This is a genomic window from Planococcus halocryophilus, assembly GCF_022489025.1.
GTDB lineage: Bacteria > Bacillota > Bacilli > Bacillales_A > Planococcaceae > Planococcus > Planococcus halocryophilus_A.
The window spans coordinates 1-21,165 of sequence record NZ_JAKVTG010000021.1; the positions used below are offsets into that span (position 1 = coordinate 1).

General features: G+C 35.5%; 27 protein-coding genes, 1 pseudogene and 1 other annotated feature (1 of these 29 only partly in view). Of the genes and pseudogenes, 21 read left to right on the forward strand and 7 right to left on the reverse strand.

Annotated elements, in window-relative coordinates; genetic code table 11:
* The first annotated feature begins 130 nt into the window (after positions 1–130).
* The 9 genes from MLE13_RS16470 (at position 131) to MLE13_RS16510 (ending at position 6,557) form a co-directional block, all read left to right on the forward strand.
* Positions 131–577 (forward strand): hypothetical protein, encoded by a 447-nt coding sequence (locus MLE13_RS16470; RefSeq protein ID WP_240750841.1) that lies wholly within the window; start codon positions 131–133, stop codon positions 575–577.
* A 66-nt stretch (positions 578–643) separates the two neighbouring features.
* Positions 644–1,021: a hypothetical protein gene (locus MLE13_RS16475; RefSeq protein WP_240750842.1), complete on the forward strand. Its 378-nt coding sequence runs from the start codon at positions 644–646 to the stop codon at positions 1,019–1,021.
* A 228-nt stretch (positions 1,022–1,249) separates the two neighbouring features.
* Positions 1,250–1,387: a hypothetical protein gene (locus MLE13_RS16480; protein ID WP_240750843.1), complete on the forward strand. Its 138-nt coding sequence runs from the start codon at positions 1,250–1,252 to the stop codon at positions 1,385–1,387.
* A 649-nt stretch (positions 1,388–2,036) separates the two neighbouring features.
* Positions 2,037–2,828: a CPBP family intramembrane glutamic endopeptidase gene (locus MLE13_RS16485; protein ID WP_240750844.1), complete on the forward strand. Its 792-nt coding sequence runs from the start codon at positions 2,037–2,039 to the stop codon at positions 2,826–2,828.
* A gap of 258 nt (positions 2,829–3,086) precedes the next feature.
* Positions 3,087–4,124, forward strand: a complete 1,038-nt coding sequence (locus MLE13_RS16490) for a tetratricopeptide repeat protein (protein ID WP_240750845.1) — start codon at positions 3,087–3,089, stop codon at positions 4,122–4,124.
* A gap of 366 nt (positions 4,125–4,490) precedes the next feature.
* Entirely contained in the window at positions 4,491–4,868 is a 378-nt protein-coding gene (locus tag MLE13_RS16495; RefSeq protein WP_240750847.1) for a hypothetical protein, read from the forward strand.
* 186 nt (positions 4,869–5,054) lie between these two features.
* Entirely contained in the window at positions 5,055–5,336 is a 282-nt protein-coding gene (locus tag MLE13_RS16500; protein WP_240750848.1) for an AbrB/MazE/SpoVT family DNA-binding domain-containing protein, read from the forward strand.
* Between the two features lie 101 nt (positions 5,337–5,437).
* Complete coding sequence (locus tag MLE13_RS16505) at positions 5,438–5,788, forward strand: type II toxin-antitoxin system PemK/MazF family toxin (RefSeq protein ID WP_240750849.1); 351 nt, start codon at positions 5,438–5,440, stop codon at positions 5,786–5,788.
* Positions 5,789–6,002: 214 nt separating this feature from the next.
* The gene (locus tag MLE13_RS16510) at positions 6,003–6,557 is read left to right on the forward strand and encodes a hypothetical protein (protein WP_240750850.1); all 555 of its coding nucleotides are present in this window, start codon (positions 6,003–6,005) and stop codon (positions 6,555–6,557) included.
* 254 nt (positions 6,558–6,811) lie between these two features.
* Here the strand turns inward: MLE13_RS16510 and MLE13_RS16515 are convergent, their stop codons facing one another.
* On the reverse strand, positions 6,812–8,029 hold the full coding sequence (locus MLE13_RS16515) for an MFS transporter (protein WP_240750852.1): 1,218 nt from the start codon (positions 8,027–8,029) through the stop codon (positions 6,812–6,814).
* Positions 8,026–9,069 (reverse strand): ArsR/SmtB family transcription factor, encoded by a 1,044-nt coding sequence (locus MLE13_RS16520; RefSeq protein ID WP_240750854.1) that lies wholly within the window; start codon positions 9,067–9,069, stop codon positions 8,026–8,028. The genes MLE13_RS16515 and MLE13_RS16520 overlap by 4 nt, the downstream gene beginning before the upstream one ends.
* A gap of 346 nt (positions 9,070–9,415) precedes the next feature.
* Here MLE13_RS16520 and MLE13_RS16525 point away from each other — a divergent pair, with 346 nt between their 5' ends.
* The 8 genes and pseudogenes from MLE13_RS16525 (at position 9,416) to MLE13_RS16560 (ending at position 15,214) form a co-directional block, all read left to right on the forward strand.
* Entirely contained in the window at positions 9,416–10,186 is a 771-nt protein-coding gene (locus MLE13_RS16525) for a creatininase family protein (protein ID WP_240750855.1), read from the forward strand.
* Positions 10,187–10,259: 73 nt separating this feature from the next.
* Positions 10,260–10,802, forward strand: a pseudogene (locus MLE13_RS16530) (GNAT family N-acetyltransferase).
* Between the two features lie 64 nt (positions 10,803–10,866).
* On the forward strand, positions 10,867–11,586 hold the full coding sequence (locus MLE13_RS16535) for an alpha/beta hydrolase (RefSeq protein WP_240750856.1): 720 nt from the start codon (positions 10,867–10,869) through the stop codon (positions 11,584–11,586).
* 399 nt (positions 11,587–11,985) lie between these two features.
* Positions 11,986–12,384: a hypothetical protein gene (locus tag MLE13_RS16540; protein WP_240750858.1), complete on the forward strand. Its 399-nt coding sequence runs from the start codon at positions 11,986–11,988 to the stop codon at positions 12,382–12,384.
* 107 nt (positions 12,385–12,491) lie between these two features.
* Positions 12,492–13,352, forward strand: a complete 861-nt coding sequence (locus tag MLE13_RS16545; protein WP_240750859.1) for a peptidase MA family metallohydrolase — start codon at positions 12,492–12,494, stop codon at positions 13,350–13,352.
* Between the two features lie 341 nt (positions 13,353–13,693).
* Positions 13,694–14,158 carry a hypothetical protein gene (locus MLE13_RS16550; protein ID WP_240750860.1) on the forward strand — a complete coding sequence of 155 codons (465 nt, stop codon included), beginning with the start codon at positions 13,694–13,696 and terminating at the stop codon, positions 14,156–14,158.
* A 124-nt stretch (positions 14,159–14,282) separates the two neighbouring features.
* On the forward strand, positions 14,283–14,657 hold the full coding sequence (locus MLE13_RS16555; RefSeq protein WP_240750861.1) for a hypothetical protein: 375 nt from the start codon (positions 14,283–14,285) through the stop codon (positions 14,655–14,657).
* A gap of 113 nt (positions 14,658–14,770) precedes the next feature.
* Complete coding sequence (locus MLE13_RS16560) at positions 14,771–15,214, forward strand: hypothetical protein (protein ID WP_240750862.1); 444 nt, start codon at positions 14,771–14,773, stop codon at positions 15,212–15,214.
* A 62-nt stretch (positions 15,215–15,276) separates the two neighbouring features.
* Here the strand turns inward: MLE13_RS16560 and MLE13_RS16565 are convergent, their stop codons facing one another.
* From MLE13_RS16565 to MLE13_RS16575, 3 genes are all read right to left on the reverse strand, one after another.
* Positions 15,277–15,648: a hypothetical protein gene (locus MLE13_RS16565; protein WP_240750863.1), complete on the reverse strand. Its 372-nt coding sequence runs from the start codon at positions 15,646–15,648 to the stop codon at positions 15,277–15,279.
* Between the two features lie 77 nt (positions 15,649–15,725).
* Positions 15,726–15,920, reverse strand: a complete 195-nt coding sequence (locus MLE13_RS16570) for a hypothetical protein (RefSeq protein ID WP_240750864.1) — start codon at positions 15,918–15,920, stop codon at positions 15,726–15,728.
* A gap of 161 nt (positions 15,921–16,081) precedes the next feature.
* The gene (locus MLE13_RS16575) at positions 16,082–16,246 is read right to left on the reverse strand and encodes a hypothetical protein (RefSeq protein ID WP_240750865.1); all 165 of its coding nucleotides are present in this window, start codon (positions 16,244–16,246) and stop codon (positions 16,082–16,084) included.
* 68 nt (positions 16,247–16,314) lie between these two features.
* Between MLE13_RS16575 and MLE13_RS16580 the strand changes: the two genes are divergently transcribed.
* Positions 16,315–16,767 carry an NUDIX hydrolase gene (locus MLE13_RS16580; protein WP_240750866.1) on the forward strand — a complete coding sequence of 151 codons (453 nt, stop codon included), beginning with the start codon at positions 16,315–16,317 and terminating at the stop codon, positions 16,765–16,767.
* A 184-nt stretch (positions 16,768–16,951) separates the two neighbouring features.
* Here the strand turns inward: MLE13_RS16580 and MLE13_RS16585 are convergent, their stop codons facing one another.
* On the reverse strand, positions 16,952–17,332 hold the full coding sequence (locus MLE13_RS16585) for a hypothetical protein (RefSeq protein ID WP_240750867.1): 381 nt from the start codon (positions 17,330–17,332) through the stop codon (positions 16,952–16,954).
* A 750-nt stretch (positions 17,333–18,082) separates the two neighbouring features.
* On the opposite strand from MLE13_RS16585, the gene MLE13_RS16590 reads away from it, so the two are divergent.
* The 3 genes from MLE13_RS16590 (at position 18,083) to MLE13_RS16600 (ending at position 19,534) form a co-directional block, all read left to right on the forward strand.
* Complete coding sequence (locus tag MLE13_RS16590) at positions 18,083–18,334, forward strand: hypothetical protein (protein ID WP_240750868.1); 252 nt, start codon at positions 18,083–18,085, stop codon at positions 18,332–18,334.
* 122 nt (positions 18,335–18,456) lie between these two features.
* Complete coding sequence (locus tag MLE13_RS16595) at positions 18,457–18,981, forward strand: SMI1/KNR4 family protein (RefSeq protein ID WP_240750870.1); 525 nt, start codon at positions 18,457–18,459, stop codon at positions 18,979–18,981.
* A 163-nt stretch (positions 18,982–19,144) separates the two neighbouring features.
* Positions 19,145–19,534: a peptidylprolyl isomerase gene (locus MLE13_RS16600; protein WP_240750872.1), complete on the forward strand. Its 390-nt coding sequence runs from the start codon at positions 19,145–19,147 to the stop codon at positions 19,532–19,534.
* A 603-nt stretch (positions 19,535–20,137) separates the two neighbouring features.
* Here the strand turns inward: MLE13_RS16600 and MLE13_RS16605 are convergent.
* Positions 20,138–20,410 (reverse strand): TIGR04104 family putative zinc finger protein, encoded by a 273-nt coding sequence (locus MLE13_RS16605; protein ID WP_240750873.1) that lies wholly within the window; start codon positions 20,408–20,410, stop codon positions 20,138–20,140.
* A 672-nt stretch (positions 20,411–21,082) separates the two neighbouring features.
* Positions 21,083–21,165: a binding site (T-box leader), on the forward strand; it runs 164 nt beyond the window's last position.

Below are 21,165 nucleotides of genomic sequence, written 5' to 3' on the forward strand. Positions count from 1 at the left end.
AACAGTCCGCTAGATAAACTTTGGGAAGACATAAAAAGCGTGTATTTAGGTTAGTTTGAATGTAACTTATGTGCAGTTAAGTTACATTCAGAAAAAAGTCTAAATAGAAATGGATTAAGGAAGTGAATGAATGGTAAATCTGTCTATCAATTTTGAATTGGACCCGTCTTTAAAATTGGAAAAAAGTTTGCTTCGACAGAAAGACGCAAAATTATTGATTGATGTAGAGGGAGAATTGAAAATTAATATTGACCAAGCAGTTTTTTTCCAGGAGCCGTCCTTAGCATTGCTTGAACTGGGAGTTAATTTGAAAAAGTGGAGAATCAGAGATTCAAGAGGTGCAACCAACTTTTATCACGTCACGATGGAGCACGATGAAAGGGAAGGACCTATCCTAGCTTTTATCCAAAAAAACGAAACTGAGTGGTATCTCTTTTCAATTTGGCAAGAATTTAAACACGAAGATACAATATCCTCTGAGGTTTTACTGGGAGCAGTGGATCGATATCTAGCTGAATTAGAAGAGGTTTTAGTTAAGAGGTTCGCTATCCGGTATTCGGACTTTATTGAACTCTAAGAAACTGAATGTAACATAATGTGAATTAAGTTACATTCAAAATCACTTTATAAAGGGGGGAAAGACATGAAAAAGCTTTCTTTATTGATGATCCTATTACTGTCTTTAGGCGGTTGTAGTAATGGTGGAATCTATGAATTTTCAGGGACTAGCGAAAATTGGGATGTTTTTTATGTAGTAGATGTTACTAACGATGATGAACAAGATGTTACAGGAACTCTTGAATATGTTGGAAATCAAATAATGCCAGAAACAGTTGATTATGAAGTTGCAACCACATTCACCAAAATGGGAGAAACAGACACACCACTAATAGACGGGAAAGCCACTATGGGTAATAGCTGTAAAGGTTGTGAAACTTTTCAAGAAGATGATGAGCTTGAAGTGGAAATTAGGTGGGGTGACCAACAAGAAAAATTAATACTGAAGAATGAAAAAAAGTGAATATCAGGTTTTTAAAATTTTGCGACTTTATCTGAATGTAACTTAATGCTAATTAAGTTACATTCAAATCTGTAAGTCTAAACTGATTTAGCCATATTGAAATATTTTCAAAAGAGATATTTACTTACCAATTTCTGGTGGTATTATAATACTAGTTTTGAAATATTAAATTCATGACTTTGGCGAATGAGTTTTCTGGTTACAGTACAGTTAAGGAGCGAGGATCTGGTGTCACGAGAAAGTGTGAAATTGAGTTTATCAATTCTAGTAATAATTTTAGTTGTTGCTCTTGGTATTTATCTTCAACAAACTGACGCTCCTATTTACGGCATTCCAGGCATTTTAGAAACACTTTTTACAAAATAAATAGTTTTAGTCGTACAGAAAACCTATTTCATTGGATTCTTCAACCAGATGAAATAGGTTTTATTTTATTGAATGTGAATGTAACATAACTCTAAGTAAGTTACATTCACAACCCTGATTCTACTGGCTTCACCAGAAAATCATTCAGAACTAATTTTATTAGAAAAAATGATACATTCAGAATGCTGTTCTGTAAGGTTTTAAAACTTGAATCTCAAAAAATGTAGGTTTACATATCGCAGCTTATCGGAAGGCAAGAAGTTCAAGTATGAACTCCTTGCCTTTAGTTTGAGAAAGTGTACTTTTACGAACGCCTTAACTTTCACAATTCGAAATTTTACTACCCTTATTATTGATGGAATCAAATGCGACTACGAAGATATAAAGTGCTTTTTTTAAAAGATACTATGCAAAAAATGTTCTATGTATTCTGTAGAGAAAGTGAGAACAAATGAAAAGCAGATGAAATAGAAAGTATTGGTGATGTTTTCAGTTATTTTGAGCTTTCGAAATTGACGAAGTAGTTTTTCTGACTGTTATTAATATTTTTTAAAATGGACACAACTGTATCGGTTATACTATGGATAATAAGATCGGTTGACAAAAAATATCTGTAGAATATTAGGGAGAGTTAAGGTGAGATGAAGATATGAAAAAAGAGAATCACTCGCTAAGGCAAATTGGCTTTTTTCTTTTTTGTACTTTTTCTATAACATGGTTATCTTGGTTAACTATTATCATAGGGAATAGGTATTTTGATGCTCTTTGGTATGGAGAACCATTATTTTGGCTGCCTATGTTAATTGGCGGGTTAGGGCCCGCCTTTGGTTCTTATATTATTTATCGGAAGTACAATAAGGAGTTTGGGAAAACATCTTTTTTTAAGTTTGTTTTTGGAAAAAAAATAAACAGAAAAGCATGGCTGATATTTGGATTTTTTATAACTTGGCGTTTTCTTATGATCTGGATTGCATTTGGAATAAACGAGCCTATTGCGATTCTATATATGTTTCTAAACTTACCACTTTTCATAATAGGTGGCGGACTTGAGGAATTAGGTTGGCGTGGGTTTTTGCAATCTCGATTAGAAAGGGTAGTTAGCTATTTTCCTTCTGTCATAATTGTGGGAATCATATGGAGTATATGGCACTTACCGCTATGGTTGATATTAGGTACACCTCAAAGTGCTATTCCTTTTGAATTGTATGCGTTCTTAGGAATAGTCTTGTCTTTCTCATTCACAGCCATTTATAAATACACTAAGAGCTTACTTCTCACTGTTTTAAGTCACGCATGGTTCAATGGGTGCATTGGGTTAGCTGTTTATATAGGTAGAGATGGGTACTTGCAATTAAATTTGAGTTGGATTGTATTTTTAGTTTTTATCGTTGAATTGATAATGTCCGCCACTTTAGTAATAGCGTATAACCGCAAAAAGTGAGACCATCAATTATTTTATTTTGCAAAGAGAGTATAAATATATTGTATAAATGAAACTAAGAAAACCATACCAAAATTTCAGTTTACATATCATGAGTTATCGGGAGCAATTCATATAAGAATGGAGAGAAGAGAGGTTGATCAATGCCTTTCTGATCTCCATTTTGTCTGTAATCGTGTACTTTTACTAATTAAGATTACAGTGGAAGTTGTGTATAATATACAGAAGTTCTCAGATACGATGAAGGGATTGAGTCGCATGGAAGAATCGCTGAAAGCTGCTTTGGAGCTTCGTCGGGATGGGAATCTCTTGGAGTCAAAGCGGCTACTGGATGAACTCATTTCACAGCATCCGGAACATGCAATGCTGCATTATGAGTGCGCATGGAGCTGCGATATTTTAAAGCAAGAAGAGGATGCAATTTCTTTATACCAACGGGCACTCAAGCTTGGGTTACCCAAAAAGGAAGCGATAAATGCTTATGTTCAAACCGGCTCATTGTACCGGCAGCTCGGCCAATTTGCAGAATCTGAAAAGATTTTAATGGAAGGGATGCTGCAATTTTGGGAAGTTGGTCTTCTGAAAGTCTTCTATGCGTTTATCATGTACGACTTGGGGAAACCAGGAGAGGCGATGCGTTGGATGACACATGCTCTTTTGGATTCCACCGAGAATCAGGAAATCTTCTTGAATCAACGAGTGATTGGTTATGTCGGAAGCAATCTGGATATTCAAAATCCGGGTGGCAGTCTTGATCTCAATATTGCTAATAAAGTTGAAATCGCAGAAAATAGGAAAACGATTATAGAAAAAGTTGATGCGGTATTGAAAGTTTTTGAACCGACCTATTTCCACGGCGCGTGGGTATTCGAGTTTGATCGATATGACCTTCATTTCACGGATTCGAATAATGAAACTCGGCGAGCAGCAGTCGCGGCCTTTGCTATCATGGTCGGTATTTGGGAAACTGGGAGCGCTCAATCGTTTATGCCGCAGCACGAACGAAAGTATTCTGGTGATTACAATCCACTTGAACCTCATTTTGAGCTAAATGGCTATATCAATGCTTTTTATTCCAATTTCAATAATCTTCAGCAAGAGTTTCCAATCATGACAGCCTATACGATCGATTCTCTAGGCGCAATTGATGAAAGAAGTAAATTGGGACTGGATAAGGAATTCCCGGAAATAGACTCCACCCTATTCGAAAAATTCCGGCAAGAGATTCTTCTGCCAAACCGGAAATTGAAGAAAAAACTTCCTCCATTCGATGAGTTCCTTGAAGAAATTGGATAGGCTCTTTCATATAGAACATGTGAGCTGATTTTTAAAGAAAAGCCACAAAATCGAATCGGAAGGCGAGAAGTTTATGTATTAGTTCCTTGCCTTTTTACTAGAAAGATACTGGTCTTAGAACATTTCCAACAAATTTAAAGAAAAATAGACAAAGAGATCGCATGCTAGCTTCACACTACAACTCTAGGTTTCTTTTGCTGGCAAACTTTTGATTTTGTTTTTGTTGCTATTTTTAAATCTATTCAGTTTAAAGTCAGAAGAGAATTAAAAGCATAAACTTTCTTCAAGAATGTTATGATTTCATAAATTCAAAAAAGTTACCTATCGAATATAAATACGAAATCGTATTAATCTGGGAGGAGTCAAATGACTAAAGGAAATCTATTGGCAGAAGAGTTTATCAAACACGCACTGATCATGGAAAAAACTCAACTCTCTGGCGATTATAAAAAAGGGAATAAGTCTCACGAAATACATCTTTCTATCCGAGATCATTTAAAGCAACATCCGAAACTAGCAAAGGAAGTCTTTGATGAACTATTCCATAACGAAAATCCCTTTGTTTTATATGCATGTAGTGTTTATGCAATTGTATTAAACTATCGAAGAAACGATGCCATTAAGATACTGGAAAAAGTAGCAGATATGGATATTAAATTGACTAGCTTTGAAGCAGAAACAGCTCTTGAATTATATGAATCCGGAGAACTTTTTGAATTACATGGTGAAAATAATCCGAATTAGTTTACATAATCCGGATTATCATAAGTAAAATAAACAGCTAGATTAATTAATAAAGCCTGTTGCGAAGGGTGACTATTTTTAATCGAGTTCCATTATAGAAAGAATCTTAAAGGAGCTATTGCTTGTTGAATGTAGATACATTGTATATACTTAGTGTATAAATAGCACTCTAAGGAGTTGATTCACATGCCACAAATCAAGCAGAAAGTTAGTCGCCGAGAGGCTAAACTTCAGAATTGGGGTAACAGTAAGGCAGTTCGGCTTACAAAAGATATCCTTGAAGAGGCCGGATTCAATGCAACTGATGATGCTGTATTTGATGTAGAGATTGAACCAAATCGAATTTCATTAGTTCGAAAAAGCCAGTTAACTCCGTTTCAAAAGTTATTTGATGGTTATAATGGTGAAAAACCTGAGCCTGAAGCACTTTGGGATGAAGTAGAACCAGTCGGAAAAGAAGATTGGTAAGCAATTAATAGGCTCAAAAATCGTTTGCCTGTACTTAATCCTCAATGGAAAAGTACAGGCACTATTTAATTGGAGGAGTAGTGATGACAAGATTTTTTAAAGTGGGGGATATTATAAAAGTCGATATGTCGCCGGCAAAAGGGCACGAACAGCAAGGTTATCGTCCAGCCATCGTAGTTTCAGAAGAAAATGTACATAAAGAGACCGACTTGATTTGGGTCTTGCCAATCACCAATAAGAATAAAGGCTATCCAACTCATGTACCGGTAAATGGAAGAACCAAGAATAACAAGAACAACGTAGCAAGCAATCAGACAACTGGATATGTATTGTGTGAAAAGATAAAGACAATTGATCCATTGGCCAGAGCTGCAAGATTAACAGACGAGGCCGATCAAGAGTTGATTGAAGAATGCAAGGCTATTATCGATGCCATTACTTTTATAGGGTAAAGAAAGTAAGACCAATCATTATGGTTGGTCTTTTTGAGTACTGAAATTCATTTTTTGTTCGTAAACATGTACTTTTAAGAGCGTTTAATAAATATATGGCAAATAAGAAAGACTAGAATTTGTTATGAGAAATTTCTGTTTTTTTAATGGGTTTATATGGTATGTTGGGAAGAAGAAGAGGTGCTGAAATACGAAGCTTTAAAGGAGAGATGCTATGAAAAAGAGATTATTTATTTTCTTTTCTTCACTAATTGCTTTAGTTACTACAGGTTACCTCATATTCCTGTTCGTGTTTTATTATGAACCCACTCCTAGTAAAAACAATGTTGAAGAAATGGTAAGCGCGAAAGATCTTAAGAAATTCGGTGAGGTTGAGGGATCCTATCTACTAACTCCAAGGAACTATTGTTTTTACAATAAAGACAGCATTTACATCGTGGAGCAGTATTTAGAAAAAGGTAAGGAGTATGCAGACCAATATGTGATTATAGAGGAGGGTTTGGAATTAATGGATGATGATGGGCAGGCTATCAATCAAATCCAAGCTAAAGATGAATTGCAAGCTGATTACGTAGGTGATCTCGAAATAATATCAAAGCATCGTATGACTGTCTACAAAAATAATGAAAAAGTTGAAGAAAATTGGCTTTTTAAAATCACCTATAAATATAATGAAGAATACTTTTTGACTTTTATGCTTCCCGAATACATCGAAGAAGGCAAATTTAATTTTTTTGCAGAAGGATATGAACAGTTTCTACAATTTTAGTATATTGACATTTTACTGTTTTGAAAATCAGCTCTGTCTAAAAAAAACTGTAAATTCCCTTTTCATATAAAGAGAAAATTTTTAATCAGTACCTGCAGTCAATATGCCTAATAACATAGGTTTACATATCAAAACTCATCGGAAGTTAAATACAGAAATTTAAGAAGCAAAAACAGTCCAGTGCTGTTTTTGCTTCTTTTAATTGGTTAGTTTTTTGAAGGAAAAGTTATAAAAATAGGGTGCTCTCAATATCCTCAAAGTTTTTCTTTAGAGGGTATCAAAGTTTTCTTGAGCTTTAGAGAAACAATCAGGTAATACAGGCCCGGCAATATAATAATTGACCCGATTCCGAGATAGACATGGCGAATATTCAAATCTAAAAAAGGTAACGAGGCGAACAGTATTCCTAGAGGCATGGTGATTCGGAGAAACAGCAGCCGGACGGCACTCAATTGCGCGAGCCGGTCTCTCGGAGCTTCCCGTTGAAAAATGGCGGAACTTTGGGCATTGAACAGTGGGAATAAGATACCGCCCATTAGTTCACATATCCAAGCGAAAGGAACTGAGTGGACAAAGTACAGCAGTAAAAAGGAAGAGCCACCTCCAATCAAACCGATGTACATCGTTTGAGGATTTTTCGGCAATTTGGTTAGAAGGATCATTCCTAGCACATATCCAATGGGAAAGGCCCCTTTGAAGATGCCGTATTCCCACGTTTCACCTCCCAGTTCTCCGCGAATGAAGGGGACACTCAAAACGAGCGTTGCTCCAACTGCAAACTGAACAGTTGAAGACAGGAGCGTTAGTCGTAGGAGTTGCGGGTAACTGAAAAAACTCCGGTAGCCTACCTTCGTCTCGGACCACCAGAACTTCTTGGTCCAAACTGCTGTTTTTTGTTTACTGGATTGCGGGATGCGTGAAAGTGCCAGGAAACTAATGAAGAACAAGAGTGCCGAGATGCTATAAATCCACTGCATTGGTACTAGCAACAATAAGAGTGATATCACTCCTGGCGCTAGAAATCCCATCAGCCGTAGTGTTCCATCCATCAAGCCGTTAGCCTCAGCCAATTCTTCGTCGTTACAAATTTCTGGTAGCAAGGAAAACGAAAGACTGGCAAAGATAGGCTGAAGTAAGCCTAAAATAAGTTGTAGTACCCCCAAACCGATGACGATTCCTGTTTCCGTTCCCATCCAGAATCCCACTAAAGGCAGTAGATAGGCAGCGCCTCTGATTAGCTGTATATTTTTCAACATTTTCTCTTTGATCACATGATTAAGAAAAGGTGAACTAATACCTTGCAACACCAAAGAAGGTATAAAGTATACAAGCCAAAGGATACCCATCCACTCCCGTGAACCGGTCAGTTCGTATAGCAGCAACCCATTGATAATGGCACCGGCAGCACCGCCAAATTCGGAGACGATTTCACCTATCCATAACGATTTAAAGGACTTGGAATACTTCTTCATAGTTCAGTTTTCATGTAACGTGTCAATTGGTTGGAGAACTCTTCTAGTTTTTCAAGGTTTATCGAATAGATTCCTTTCTCTACCCGAATAAATTTAGCTGCTTTCAATAAGGATAGTTGATGGTGAAGGGTTGTTTTTGACGTATTGAATTGACTACTCAACTCTTGAAGCGACAAAGGATTTTTCTGAAGTTTAAACAATAGCTTTAATCGTAGTTCATCCCCTAAAGCTTTATGGCCGCGAATCAGTTCTTTTGAGGGAATGCCCGGTTCGAGCAGATGTTCTTCTTTAACTGGATAAAAGAAGAGTTTGGTGTCTACAGTGCGAATCGTTAACACCCAGGGACGATAGGAAACTTGTGGAATCAGTTTGACCGACCAAACCGCTGGTTCCGGCAGGTACTCGACTCCGCCAGTTACCCGCTCGATTTCAGCTACCGAACTCAGTGCATCCAGTTGGCGATGCTGTTTCTGTTCAAAGGCAAGTGCCTGTAACCATTTCTCCCATTCCTGTTTCTTTGACACCCATTTTTCCCATTCGGTTAAGACACGAGTCATTAGACTACTTATTTCTAAAGGGGAAAACCGGTGAAGCTGATGAACATAACCTTCTAAATAATCATGTTCTTTAAAAAAACTGGCATACCTTTCCCATAGTTCCGCTTGGTCAGGTTCTCGGGCTGCTTCTATTCGTAGCGGCTCAAATTGGCGGTTGTGGTAGGGAAGTAGCCATTCGTAAAAATCAGTCGTTGGAGCAGTGGTAAGAAAGTTCGAAAATTCTTCAACTGAAGTTGCACCAAGCTGGTTCTGTAGCAAAATCATACCGTACCAGAGATTCGTTTCTTCAATTTCTTCTAACAGCTGAACTAGTGAAGAGGGCATTGCACCTTGTTCGGTTGTCCATTCTTCATCCATTTCAAACGTGTGCCGTAGCTGTTTGTGTGTATAACCTGCGATTCCTAGAATCAATTCCCAAACTGGCGATTGTTCGGCTTTCAACTGAATGGTTTCGATCGGTGAGACTGAATTTAACATTTTCATCAGGATCCCTCCTAGATTTTTCTGGTAAATTAATTTTATAATATTCGAATTATAAATTCAATTAAATCAGAATATTGTCTTGCAGAAAATATATATAAAGAGAAATTACAATATTAAAGATTAGTCTTATTATGCAGTTAATATATGATCCATTATCGGAAGAAGAGGCTCAAACAGGAGTCTCTTTTTGTTTGCGAAAGTGCATTTTTACGAACGCTTTTGATGAATCCAAAGGTTCTCAGTGAATCCATAAAAATCACAAAATGTAATAAGGGATATAATGATACTATTATTACAAGTTAGAAAATTCGAAATCTAGAGAGTTTAAGTAGAAAGGGAAATGACAATGTTTAATAATAAGAAGAGTACGCTGAATTACACGAATTCTACTGCAGAAATTGAAGCAAGCGGAACGGAAACTGCGATTATATCTGTAGGGGCGACAGAACAATTTGGTCCGTATCTTCCGATGCATTTGGACACGTTAATTGCTGAAAAATATGCGGATGCATTTGGAGAAGTATTGCATGCCTATGTACTCCCGACTCTTCCTTTCAATACATCGGAAGAACATGCAAACTGTAAGGGGACTATTACCGTTAGTCCAACTGTATTGACTGCAATGCTAGAAGAAATCATTGTGAATTTGACAAAACAAGGATTTACTAAATTTGTTCTGTGTAACGGGCACGGAGGAGCATACTGGGAATCGGCATTTGTTAAACAAATAAACTTCAAATACCCTGATTTGATTTTAATTACTACCCATCGCCATTTGGCATGGGAAGATGCTTTGCAGCACGCTGGATTACAAGGGTTAGATGAGATGCATGCAGGTTTGTTGTCTGTGTGTACAGCAATGTGGCTTTGTCCTGAATTGGTTGAATTAAAATCGATGGGATCAGATATACCAAGAGCGAATAAAAAATTTGCAGATTATATCTATTGGGATAAATTAACGGAAGACGGTTGTTGGGGGAAGTTTGAAGAGGAGACATACACTTCCGTGCAATTGAGTGAAATGGGAGAAAAGTTTTGGCGTTTTTATATCGACAAGCGAAGTGAAAACCTGGAATTTATACTCGATGATGCCTTCAGAATGAAAATGACTAAATAGTAGCAAACAATTTTGCGTGGGATAAATTACGGTATTAATCTGTTGAGTTAACATATCGAAGGGAGAAAGAGGAGTGAAGATGACACATCAAGAATTCAGCGTCAAAGGCACAACTTATACAATAAGAGCTGCAGTCGTTACAGATGCCCAGAATTTATCAGAAGTCAGGTGGCAAATTGATGGAGAGACTTCACACTTGGATAGAGAACAAGGTGAAGCGTTTATTGATACACCTGGATTTGAGGAATTAATTTAGACAGATACGATAAATGAAAAGAATCTTTTTCTAGTGGCTGTCGTAGCGGACCAAATTGTTGGGTTTTCAAGATGTGAAGGAAACTCATTAAAACGATTTTCTCATAAAGTAGAATTTGGTGTGGGAGTATTAAAAGACTATTGGGGATATGGTATCGGCAAAAATCTTTTAACAGAATCTGTTGGATGGTGTGATTCTAATGGAATTAGAAAAATGACGTTAAATGTACTCGAATCAAATAAATCGGCAATCGCTCTATATGAGAATGTTGGTTTTAAAATGGAAGGCCTTCTAGAAAACGATAAACTATTTGTGGATGGAAAGTTCCACAATACTGTAGTAATGGGAAGATTTAAGTAATCGTTTGTTTGGAAGTACTGGTAGAGCTTAATGAATTCTAGTAAAAAGGAGCGAATAGACTTTAATGAGCAAAACCGAAAAATTTTCTTTTGTAAATCATATGTATGCACCAAAAAAACTAAGCACCGGAAAAACCATTGTAATATTCCATGGTTGGGGATCCAGTATAAAAAAATATGATAAGTTTGCAGAGTCCCTTTCCTTACAAGGATTTCAGGTGGTAGTTCCAGAAATTATTTTTCATGACAGCAGAAATAAACTAGAAAATCATTTTAGCGAAGAAATCACTCAGGAATACTTCTGGCAAACTATTTTTTTCAGTATAGATGAAGCTAATTGTCTTTTTGCTGAATTAGAAATCCTTAAAAAAGATAGTATTCTTTTAGGAGTTTCCATGGGCGGTTTTATTGCAAATGGGATATATGCGAATAATCCAGAGATAGCTGGTTTAATCAACATCAATGGTTCTGGCTCTTTTCTTTTATCTGAGAAAATTTTTAGAGAAATCGATAGTCGTCCTCCATTATCATCCGAAGAAATAGAAAAATTGATTTCTTACGACCCAATGACGAAGACCAAAGCTTGCTCCCCTATGTTATTAATGCATGGTGAGGAAGATACGGTCGTTTCGATTAAAGGTCAGGAAAACTATTATGCCTGTTTGACAGGCAGAACTGAAGCAAACGATATAGAATTTCTGAAATATGAACACATCAATCATACAGTTTCTGAAGAAATGACTGACGATTTAATAAGGTGGTTGGAAGAAAATTTTAAGCGCTAACTCATACCTTATAATGATGTTGAGAATGGTGATTTGTTTTTCAAAAATTTAATTTACATATTTCGGAATATGGGAAGAGAAAAAGCTATCTGTGGCTTTTTCTTTTTTTGTGTCTAGGTGAGTGTACTTTTACGAAATTAACCAATTCTTTTTTTGAGCGCTGAATATTTTCGTGTAGGAATTCGACATCAAATTGCTAAGATATGATAGGTAACATAGGTTCTCAATCTTATGGATAAAGATTTGGTAGAAGGTGAGGATTTCAATATAAATTATTATAGAGGTATTTTGTTTTAAAATTCCTATTAATTGAATACTTGTTACTTCCTTACTAATTAAAATGATATACTTGTTCAACTGTATTGAAAATTTAATTTTCAAAAAATGGGGGCGTTCATAATGGAATTCACATTAAAAGGGCACGAATTGAATAAAGTTCACGATTTAAAGAAATTATCTATTGTCTTAGCATCAGCGGTTGCTGAAGAATTGCAGAAAGAAATTCAGCAAAAACGTAAAGTCCAAATTACTACCGCTAATGCAATGATTATGGCAGATTCTCTTAACTTGCAAGAACCAGATAAGGAAAAGCTACCTTTGTTGAGTCGTGCGATACTTGAATCAGAAGATACACTATTCCCTATCATCAACGAAGGGAATATCATTAACTTTCATGGCATGGTAATTTTAGATAATGTTAAAATCATTCCTTTTGCGAATCCTGATAACGTGATCCAATACGAAAGTTATGCGCTTTTTACAGATCATATTATGGGATTTGCTTTTACAGGCTCATGAGATCCTTTTAATTTGGTGTTTTTAACTAAGCATTTTAGTAGTAATAAACTTGGAGGTACAGAAAGAGAAGTAGAGGGAGTCCATATCATTTGTACGGGAGGCATATAATGCGGAAAAGAGTACTAATCATTTCAATCGTATTTTTGATTTCTTTAGGCGTGTTAGGATTCGCTGTTCAAAAGTACAACGAACCGGCATCCAATTTAATTTTCTCTTTCGTAGTCGAAAAAGTGGCTGCTGATACGAAGAAAGAGATTCTAAAAGAGTATAACAAGAGAGTGGAGTACAAACATTTAACTATGTATTATACAACTCAAGATGAAAGTCTAATACCCCTTACGCAAAATGCTATAGACCGTGGAATAGAACTGAATAGTAAGTTTATCGGTTCTTATAATGAACCTCTTGATCTTGTGTTACTAAAAAATCGAGAAGACTTGGCAAACATTGTTGGATCAGAACAGTCAAGTGGTTTTCATTCTATTGATATGAATATGACGGGAATACTTCCTGAAGACAGAGAAGCCTTAGCTAACGGTGCCCCACCCATGATTTGGGCATACAAGAGCACAGTGAAGCATGAGTATACGCATTTTGTGTTAGAACATAAGTTCAATGATTTGGGAATATCACTGGAAGAGGTCCCATACTGGTTCACCGAGGGATTTGCAGAGTACATTGGTGCTGAAGAAGATAGTATTACTGTCATGGAACAGGAACTTTTGCCCTTAGAAGAAATAACGACGGCCGACCAGTGGAGAAAGCACCATGAAAATTTAGATTACAATATATATTTACAATCGTATATAGCAGTCAGGTTCTTGATACATACATATGGAGAGAAAGTGATATTAGATATTTTGACAGAAACTAGCATTACGAACAATTTTGAAAGTAGCTTTAAGAATGTAACAGGAATTGAAATTGATGAACTTGATTATTATGATGCTAATGATATTGGCTTATAATCAATAGCATAAAAGTTTGTTTTAATGATAGTGTCGCTGACATTTGATGTGAAATTTGCATAATACTAATTTATATATCTGAGCTTATAGAAGCTATGTGTATTTTAAAGGGGAAAAGAGGCTGTAGCCAGCACATCTTTTCTCTTTTTTGTTCGTGAAACTGTACTTTTAGGGACGCTTTATTAGGATGCGTTTAAAATTCAATAATTTAACAATAAGTATCTGTATAATGTGATAACCTATAATAAAAATTTAGGGATTAGCAGATGTAAAGCACTAGTTTTTCCTCGATGGAGTCTAGTTAAGAAAGAAAATGATTTTTAGTGAGAGGAAGGACGAGAATGAAATCCATACGTGTGACAAAGTACAATCCTCAAAACAGGGGTGAGAAGGGTCGTTACACCTTAGTGGACGAATGGACCAGTATATCTGATGTCGGAAAGAAGTATCATGGCCAAATTTTTACGATGGAGCAATACCTAGTGGCCGAAGAAAAATATATCCAAGCTGTTGAAGTACTCATGCAAAAAACTAGCGTCAATCAGCTGAAACTGCTGGATCTGGAAAATCATTCACATAAAACCGCATTAAACTTGTCCGAAGGCAAGACCATTCCTATTACCTTGGTCAGGGAGTTGGTCAAGATGATTCTCAGGGAAGAGGTCTGGGGGAGACTTGTTGCCAAAAATCAATTTGAGATCCACTTCGGCTACGATTACTATATGTACTTTATTGGCAAAAGCCTGACGGAGGACATTATCGAGGAACTTAGAAAGATCGACGGCTTATATGTGGAAGATGTGTAATCTCCTCATCTCGATTAATGAAGGAAGAGTATTAACGCCAAAACAGCAGTTGCTTCAGTGATACGAATGTAACTTAAGTGCACTTAAGTTACATTCGAAAATGACTTTATAAGGGGGCAAAGGAATGAAAAAGATTTCTTTATTGATTATTCTTTTACTTGGCTTAGCTGGTTGTAGTAATGGCGGAATTTATGAATTTTCGGGGACTACCGATAATTGGGAAGTTTTTTATATGGTCGATGTTACTAACGAAGATGAACAAGAAGCGACTGGAACTCTTAAGTACGTGGGAAATGGACCAATGTCAGAAACAGTAAATTATAAAATTGGAACCACATTAACCAAAATGGGGCAAACAGGAACACCGTTAACTGACGGAAAAGCCGAAATTGGTAGTGGCTGTGAAGGTTGCGGAACTTTTCAAAAAGATGATGAGCTTGAAATGGGAATTATGTGGGATGGACAGACAGAAAAATTAATACTGACGGATATAAAATAGTTGATATCAGGGTATTTTTAAAGTTTACTGTCTTTTTATGAACGTAACTTAATGTGAATTAAGTTACATTCAAAATGTTAAACTAGTTAATTTTGTAGGAGGAGATTTGGTCGATGCTTAAAAGTATCTTTATCTACGCCTTATGGACTGCATTTTTTTCAACGCCTTTTATCATCTTTAGTACTTACTCCGGCTTTATTATGGGTGGACCTGCAGGATTTATGGGATTACTAAATACCCTGTGCTATATCCTTTTATGGATTTTACTTAGTTATTTTTTGGGAAAAAAGCTTCTCAACCACTTTATCGTATTTGTTGTTGCTTACTGGGGCATACTGCTTCTCATATACTTACTTGCTACCACTGTTGAGGCATTTTCAAATAATTATTTCATTCTTGCTTCAATTTTTTTAATTAGTCCTTTCTATGGGCTAACCTCTAGATTTCCAATACCCGAATTCACTTTCGTATTTATTCCAATCTTTGCTTTACTGTGTTCAATAAGCTATCTCTTGGGTAGAAGAAATAATCTTAAATTAACAAAAAACGATTTTTGAATGTAACATAATAGCAATTAAGTTACATTCAGACCTTTGATTTCACTGTACTGAATTACCTGTTAATTTAATAGCTCGTAAATTTTTTTGGCCGAACTTTGTGAAAGGGTATAGATGGTATGCGTATCATCTAAATTCATTATCGTTCCCTGTTCTTTACTGATCCAGAGATAATATGATTCTTCCCCGATTTCAACTTTATAGCGAGGGTCCATCATATCAACTGTCCCTGGTTCTTTTTTAGCTTTTTTAAATGCTTTTACGAAGTCACTAACCACCTTAGAGTCTGTGTATGAAGTTAATGCATCATTTTTGATTACCGAAAAGCTTTCCATTTCGAAAACATCTACTTTCTCAATGTTTTCTGAAGAACACCCGCCAATAAAAGACAAAGTAAAAACTACAAATATAAATAACAGAGACCATTTTTTCAAAGAAATCCCCCCTTATGATTGATAAAACACATCTAAGCGATTAAAGTTACATATTTATTTTCCGTTCAATCTTAAGATCAAGAGGCTTTTGTATCAGACGCTTTTTTTAAGGATTTGTTCATAAAGAAAGCATAGAAAACAGTAATGAATGCAGCCTGCATAAAATTGTCAAACCAATCAAATGAACCTGATTTGCTATAATCGAAACCAACTAAAATAGCAAATCCTCCTATGAACAATAGCAAGTAGAAAAAAGGACGATTAATTTTCATAAGAAAACTCCTTCAAAGGGAAGTAGTAATTTAAATTCAGAATAACACAGCTAATAATTATTACCGAATAAAGGGAAAACTAAAAGTGACATAATCCTAATTAAGTTACTTTCAAAATCCATAAAAAAACTCCATATACGGAGTGAGTATTTTCGTTTCTTTTATTCAGAATCGGGTTCTGGTTCAGTTACTTTTCTCACGATGAAACCTAATGATATTCCGACAATCATGATACCCATTCCACCAAAATCTATGTCTCCTGTTACTAGACCCAATACTGGCCAAATAATGACGACTACAAAAATGGACAAAAAGAGATATTTCATTTTGCACCTCTTGAAAATTATTTTATCTTTTCGGTTATTTTATCATAAAGGAAAGAGAGGGCATATTTATGGATTATGTAAAAGACCTAAGGGCACTCGTTGGTCATAGACCATTGATTTTGTCGGGCTCGGTTGTCTTAGTTATAAATCAAAAGAATGAGTTGCTTCTGCAGCATCGAAATGATGGTGGTTGGGGCTTGCCTGGCGGATTAATGGAGTTAGATGAAAGTTTAGAAGACACAGCAAGAAGAGAAGTAAAAGAAGAGACTGGATTAGATATTGGTGATTTAAGACTGCTAGGAGTTTTTTCAGGACCCGACTATTTTTTTAAAGTGGCTAACGGAGATGAATTTTATTCGGTGACAGCCGTTTTTTTATCGAATGATGTAAAAGGAAAAATTCAAGTAGATGAATCCGAATCTGTTGAAATGCAGTTCTTTAAGTTGGATTCATTACCTGTTGGATTGACGGAGGAATACCGTAGTTACATAACCCCATTTATTGACCAACTAATTAAGTGAATAGTGGATTGAGTTTACATATCTCGAATTATCGGAAGTTCCATAAGAAAAGGAGAAAGAAGATGCTAGTAACTCGGCATCTTCTTTCTCTTCAGCTAGCTTTTGATAACCTATGATATGTAGACTTGTCTAATTATATTTAAAAAGTCCTTATATTTTTCCCTGTTTTACTTAACATTTAATTTTACTTCTTATTAATTAATGTTAACTTTTCTGTTTGTCCGTTCCATGTAACTTCTACCTCTATTTCTTCATCTCCTTGAACAACAGCACAACCCTCACACATATTATTTCCAAGATTTGCGACTTTGTCATCTAAAGTTATTCCAGTGGCTTCTGAACCTCCAGAATTAGTTTCGATTTTGTAATCTATGATTTCTGGACCCTCTCCCTCACCGGTAAATTTAATAGTGCCAGTCTTTTCCTGTGCATTACCATTGGAAACATTTACAACATAAAATACATCCCAATTCTCACTGCTGCCCGAAAAATTATACCGATCACTATCATTTCCACAACCACTCAAAATAAATAGTAAAATTATTAATGAAATACATTTTTTCATTCATCTTCCTCCTAAGAATTAATAAAAATTGTACTGGGTTCGTTTATTAATATACCAAAATAAACCAATCAATAATATAAAAAATGGAATATTCAATCTTCCAATTCTAAAATTCCTGTACTTAAACTATTTCTTCATTTCTACGAATTCAATTTTGAAAAAGAGATGCAAGCATAACGGAACTTTTATAACATGAAAATAAAAGAGGTGGTGAGCGATTGATGATGACTCCCAGTGAAGTTTCTAAGAAATTCAATATTTCTACTTCAACGTTACGAAAGTACAGCCTTCGTTTTGAATCGGAAGGGGTTCTCTTTAAAGGAAACAAAAGTAATAGCCGAATTTACACCGTCAGAGAGGTCGCGGCGTCATGACGACGTCGCGACAGCCGTTATCTTGAAAAAAATCGGAAGACATTGAAGAAGAGAATCGAAGTTTAAAAGAAGAGATGCGAAAACGCGATTCTTTGTTTGTAGAAGCCTTAGAAGAGATGAAGCATCAATTGGATCAGATAAAGGCACATCATCAGCCGCTAGTTGCACCCAACACCCAAAAAACCAAAGATAGATGCGTCAGAACCGTCCTCACAGGAGGAAGAAAGTCCAACTGAGACCGTATATCACCAAAAAGACACGCGGAGTTTATGGGCCAGAATCTGGAACAAATAAAAGAATAGTGAGATTAAAACTTCGAACCTGCCATCCTCAATAATTGATATACTAAAAATTAGGAGAAGCGGAGGTATTTAGAATGAACAAAAGGGGAACTGGAATTAGTTTTATTGCAATTGCAGCATTGTTATTTTCTTCAAAGTATATAGCTGCAGCTATATTTGGGAGTAATGTTGTCTCGTGGGATGAAGAGTTGTTTAAAGCTATGCTTTCCTACATCGGAAACCCATTGAGTACAATGAGCTTCTTGTCTTTATTGATTGGGATTGTCTATATTGGTTGGGCAGAATACGAAGAGATAATTGCTAAGAAAAAAGCTAATTCTTTGTAGAGTGAGAAACTCAAAAACTTTATAGAAGTCAATAGGTTTTTAGCACATTTGAATGTAACTTAAGTGCAGTTAAGTTACATTCACTTTAAGGGGAAACAGGAGCGATCAAAGGAGGAATAATGGTGTCTAAAATAAAAACTACTTTAGAAACATTAAAAAAAAGGCTGGATTCAAATAACCTTTTAGAAGTCCAACAAGAAGACGGCTATATCGAAAAAGTAGAGATGATTTTTAATCCTCCAGCAACTGAAGATGATTTGCGAAAGTTGCCATTTAGTGTGCCAAAAGATTATGAAGAGTTTCTGCGGCTCCATCACGGTGGACTTATTTTTAATAGTCCCGAAGGGGGAGGTGGTCTGAAATTCCTTACGGTGGATGAAATACTGGAATACCGAGCTATCCCTGGATACGAAGACTACCCTGCTAACTGGTTTCCAGTTGCTTATGGGTATGATGGATGCTATTTGATTATCACCGATAAGAAGGTAGGAAGAGGTTATCTCTTTTGGATGGAGACAGGTAATGACTTTGAAGACGATATGTTTCTCGGTATGAACTTTGAAGATTTTCTTGAAAATATCATCATGGCTCAGGGATCGAAGTTTTGGGAATGGGGGTTCAGAATTCCACCAACGTTTAATTTTTAAGTTGACTACAGTTAATAAACCGAATGTAACTTATTGTGAATTAAGTTACATTCGGTTTTGCTTGTCACTTATATCTTAGGGGTTTTGAATTTTATAAATTCTATCGCGAGGATACCGACAAAATTGGCTTTAAATTTTTTAATGATTAGAGGAGGATAAGGTCATGAAAAAACTACTAGTACTTGTGTTTATTTCTGCATTACTATCGGGATGCAATTCATTTGATTCTTCGCCAAGTATCGAAAAGTTGGAAGCAACACCAAAAGATGTTCAAGAGGTAATTGAACTAGTAGATCCAACTTCTTCCCTTTCACTCCAGGCTGTAACAAAAAAAGGAAACATAACCTATGTCATTTATCAGTCAACAGATTCTGTAACAGCTTCACTTGAAAAGCAGGGGGATAAATTAAACATAAAATTAGTGACTAAGCCAAAGGATAGTAACGATATTGAACAGCATGTATTTGAGTTAATCGGAGACGAGGAAACGGAAACAATTGATGTACTCGTAAACGGTGAGTCGACACCCTTAGCTATGCATGCTGGTTTATAATAAGGAGAAATTTCAAAGGAATTGAATGTAACTTAATAGCAATTAAGTTACATTCACTCTAAAGTATGAACCGAATTTTGAAAGCAGAGATTTAAATTCGCTTAAGAATTTGAATCTCTACTTTTTTTATCATTTTTAGTACTGTTTATAAGCCAGTTAAAAATACGAAATAAGATAACAAAGCTCAAAGATTGCCAGATATTTTCTACCCACATAATAGTTCCGGATCTAAGATAATCCCAAGATATAAAATTGATAAGTAATACCGAAAACATTAGAATTGAATTTGAAATCGTACTCATAGATACCTCTTTCCCCTCTTAATGAAATCACCATGGTTACTATACCAATTAATTCCCAGTAAAGTTTCGTTTCTTAAAAAGAGGAATTTAAAGAAAATTTTTTGTTAAATTTGAATGTAAATTAATCCTAAGAAAGTTACATTCAAAAAAGCCCTCCATCTGGAAAGACTTTTAATAAGACCCGTAAATTTATCGAGTGGTCCATTGGTGGAATCAGAGTAAAATCGAAAAATACATACGTATCTTTATTCATTCTTTTACCGTTTATCTTCAAAAAAGTTTATGTGTTCTTCTCTGCTACTTAGTTCAATGAAAAATGGATATAAACACAAAAAATTACGGCCAAAATAGGAAATAAGCTCAATAAGATAACTACTGATATATCAAAGGAAAATTGAAGAAGAAGTGGAAATAAGACAATCATAATTAAAAAACCGGTTTTAGTTCTGGACTTTTTCGTTTGATATTGTTTTTCCCCACAATAAGGACATATCATTGCTGGATCTAATGTCGTTGTTCTTTTAATCGTCTGCTTCCAATTCCACTTGTTATGACAATTATCGCAAGTTGGCATTTTCAAAACTCCTTTGAGAGGAAATTTGTAATAGTTTTACAACTTAGATTCAAATTCACAATAACATACGTGATATCATTTCCCAAATAACGGAACTTTTGAATGTAACTTAATGTAAATTAAGTTACATTCAAAATAAAAAAAGAACCCTTCAAAAGTGAAGAATTCTTTTCTAAAACGATATGAAGTTTTGAAAAAGTGAAATAGTCAAAATTACAGTTGATAATGCACCTAGAGCTGTAAACGTTATGATATTTCGTTTGTTTTGCTTTTCTGAAGGTTTACTAAGTTCATAGGACACTGCAATCCAGATAATTATCGATACTAGAGGAATAATACCCGTAGTCACATTTAATATCTCCTTTTTGGAATATTTTAACTTAAGTAATATGTTAACACAAAATACCATTTTTGGAGTTACTACATCGGATAAATTTTAAAGCTTTTCTATTCAGAACCCTGAGTCTACTGACTTCATCTGATAAATATTCCGAACTAATTTCATTAGAAAAAATGATACATTCAAAATGCTTTTCTGTAAGGTTTTAAATTTGAATCTCAAAAAATGTAGGTTTACAAATCGCAGCTTATCGGAAGTGCAAAACTAGTGAAGCAAATTTTAATTGTTCTTGACCTTTCAATATCTATATTCTAGAATTAATCCAATATATGAAAAGAGCAATGACGAAGAAGAGTAGGCTATATAAACGCTTTAGAGAGCTGATGGATGGTGAGAATCAGTGCGGGCATATGGT